Source organism: Streptomyces coryli (assembly GCF_011044975.1).
GTDB classification, from domain to species: Bacteria; Actinomycetota; Actinomycetes; order Streptomycetales; family Streptomycetaceae; genus Streptomyces; species Streptomyces coryli.
Window position 1 is genome coordinate 1 of the sequence record NZ_JAAKZV010000482.1, and the last position, 2,462, is coordinate 2,462.

At 70.8% G+C, this 2,462-nt stretch carries 4 protein-coding genes and 1 pseudogene; 2 read left to right on the top strand and 3 right to left on the bottom strand.

All coding sequences use genetic code 11. The annotated features are described in order from the left end of the window. The 3 genes and pseudogenes from G5C51_RS41485 to G5C51_RS41495 all read right to left on the bottom strand — a co-directional run. Positions 1–426 (bottom strand): fructosamine kinase family protein (locus G5C51_RS41485; RefSeq protein WP_165246042.1); only part of this gene is annotated, 426 nt, incomplete at its 3' end. Positions 427–563: 137 nt separating this feature from the next. After that, positions 564–1,040: pseudogene (locus G5C51_RS41490) on the bottom strand (low molecular weight protein-tyrosine-phosphatase); the annotation flags it as partial. Between the two features lie 101 nt (positions 1,041–1,141). Then, positions 1,142–1,525 (bottom strand): phage holin family protein, encoded by a 384-nt coding sequence (locus tag G5C51_RS41495; RefSeq protein WP_165246046.1) that lies wholly within the window; start codon positions 1,523–1,525, stop codon positions 1,142–1,144. A 48-nt stretch (positions 1,526–1,573) separates the two neighbouring features. Between G5C51_RS41495 and G5C51_RS41500 the strand changes: the two genes are divergently transcribed. After that, positions 1,574–1,891, top strand: coding sequence for a cupin domain-containing protein (locus G5C51_RS41500; protein ID WP_165246048.1), 318 nt, complete (start codon positions 1,574–1,576; stop codon positions 1,889–1,891). A gap of 224 nt (positions 1,892–2,115) precedes the next feature. Further along, entirely contained in the window at positions 2,116–2,325 is a 210-nt protein-coding gene (locus G5C51_RS43580; RefSeq protein ID WP_165246050.1) for a DUF5326 family protein, read from the top strand. Positions 2,326–2,462 lie beyond the last annotated feature (137 nt).

Genomic DNA, 2,462 nt, shown 5'->3' on the forward strand with positions numbered 1-2,462 from the left:
ATGTACGGGATCGGTGGGAGCGGGCAGCGGCAGCGAGCCGATGTAGGCGGGGTGGCCGGGGCGCGGGTTGCCGAAGGCGTTGGCCGGGGTGTTGTGCAGGGCGGCCAGGTCGCGGCCGAGCTGCTCGGCGGCCTCGGGGGTGGCCGGGCCCGGCTCGATCCACTCCAGCAGGATCAGCCCGGGTGCCACGGCGTGCACTTCGGGTACGGCCACGGCGCCGGTGGCGGCGAGATAGCCGAGCCCGGCGGCCTCCGCCTCGAAGAACTCCTCGGGCGCGGGGTCGAGGGTCTTGGCGAGCACGGCGCGGCCGTCGGCGAGCGCGAGGCGATAGGCGTGGGCGATGTCGCCGCCGCCGATCGGGTGCGCGCCGGTGACGCGGGCGCCCAGTAGGGCGGTGGCGCGGGCGGTGACGGCAGGGGTGGTCATGGCTGGCGGGCGGGGATGTCGTCGGTGGTGAGGCTCTCGCTGGTGTCGCCGTCGCTGGAGACTCCGTCGTTGGAGGCTGCGTCGCTGGAGACGTCGCCGCTCTTGGTCTTGGCGTCGTCCAGGTCGCCGCGCTCGCGCAGCTCGGTGCGGATGGCGTCGAGCAGGGCCTCGGCGGCCGGCTCGATCATCTCCAGGCACTCGTCGAATCCGGCGTTCCCGCCGTAGTACGGGTCGGGCACGTCCAGCTGGGTGGCCTTGGGGTCGTACGAGAGCAGCAGCCGCACCTTGTCGGCGGCCTCGCCGGAGGGGGCGAGGCGGCGCAGATGGCGCTGGTGGCCGGCGTCGAGGGCGATCACCAGGTCGCGCTCGGCGAAGTCGCCGGGGCGGAACTGCCGGGCGCTGTGCTCGGTGCCGTAACCCTGCCTGGCCAGCACGGCGACGGTGCGGGGGTCGGCCTCGTCGCCCGCATGCCAGCCGCCGGTGCCGGCGCTGTCCGCCTCGATCAGCCCGTCGAGGCCGGCCTCCTCGACCCGGGCCCGGAAGACGGACTCGGCCATCGGGGAGCGGCAGATATTGCCGGAGCAGACGAAGCACACGCGGTAAGGAGAACGCATGCGCTCCATCATGCGTCAGGGGCGGCGGATCGCGCCCGCCGCCCCGTCACCCCGGCCTGTCGGCCGGCGCATCTCCGCGCCTCGCGCGCGGCCCGTCGCCGTCAGTCGCGGTCCAGGAGGGCGTTCGCCGCCCAGGAGACGATCGAGATGACCAGGGCGCCCAGTACGGCCCCGGACCAGAAGTTCTCCACGTGGAAGCCGAGGTCGAACTTGTCCGCCAGCCAGGAGGTGAGCAGCAGCATCAACGCGTTGATGATCAGCGTGAAGAGGCCCAGCGAGAGCAGCACCAGCGGGAGCGACAGCAGCTTCACGATCGGCTTGACGATAAGGTTCACCACGCCGAAGACGAGGGCCACGAGGATCAGCGTCAGCGCGCGCTCCCCGTTGTCCTTGCCGTCCACCGTGATGTCGTTGACGAAGGGCAGCCAGACAGCGACGGCGAGGGCCGCGGCGTTGGCCAGGGTCTTGACGACGAAGGTAGTCATAGTTGAGATCGTTTCCAGCACACTCGGGATCATGAGGGGCGGGACGCAATGAAGTCTTTCCGGCTGGACGAGCTGGAGGCGGAGCGCCGCGCGAATGACGGAGCGTACCTGCAGTTCATCCGCGAGCGGAACATGTCCGTCGGCCTGTACGCCTTGAACGCCGGTTCGGGCGATCCGCAGCAGCCGCACCGCCAGGACGAGGTCTATGTGGTGATGTCGGGGCGGGCCTCGCTGACCGTCGGCAGCGAGACCACGCAGGTCGCCCGGGGCAGCGTCGTGCATGTGGCCGCGGGGACGCCGCACAAGTTCCATCACATCAGCGAGGACCTGCGGGTGCTGGTGGTCTTCTCGCCGCCGGAGGCCTGAGCGAGGCCCCCGTTCCGGGGGCGCTTGGTCAGGGGCTGCTTGTCAGGGGCTGCTTGTCAGGGGCTGCTTATCAGGGTTCGCCTCGGGGTCGGGTCCGGGGAGGACCGGGGCTGCGGGCCTCCCGCGGGGCTGGGGCGCGACCTAGCATCGAAGGAGACCGGGGCAGAGTCCCGGAACCCGGAAACACCGGGTCTGATGCAGCGGAGCAGGAGTCAACCGTGTCTGTGAGTGAGGTCACCAAGGGGCTGCCCTGGTGGGTGAAGTGGGTTGCGATCCCCATCGTGGCCTTCGTCGCCTTCATCAGTCTGATCGGCCTGATCAAGTGGATCGTCGGCATCGTCTTCTCGGTGCTGGTGTTCGCCGTCGTCGTGGCGGGGCTGGTCTTCGTCGTACGGAAGTTCAGCTCGTCGTCGAGCTCGCGGAGTGACTGGTAGGAGCGGGGAGGGCGGCTTCGCCCTCGGTCTCTGCTCTCGGTCTCTGCCTCGTCCTCAGCCCGTACCGTCACGGCTTCCGCCGCCGGCCCCGCCCGCCTCTGCGCGGCGGAGACGGCGGCGGTGTGGGGGCCGTGGGG

What these genes read in the sequence shown, in the direction of transcription:
- G5C51_RS41495 (WP_165246046.1), bottom strand. Translation starts at nt 1,525, where the DNA reads ATGACTACCTTCGTCGTCAAGACCCTGGCCAACGCCGCGGCCCTCGCC.
- G5C51_RS41500 (WP_165246048.1), top strand. Translation starts at nt 1,574, where the DNA reads ATGAAGTCTTTCCGGCTGGACGAGCTGGAGGCGGAGCGCCGCGCGAAT.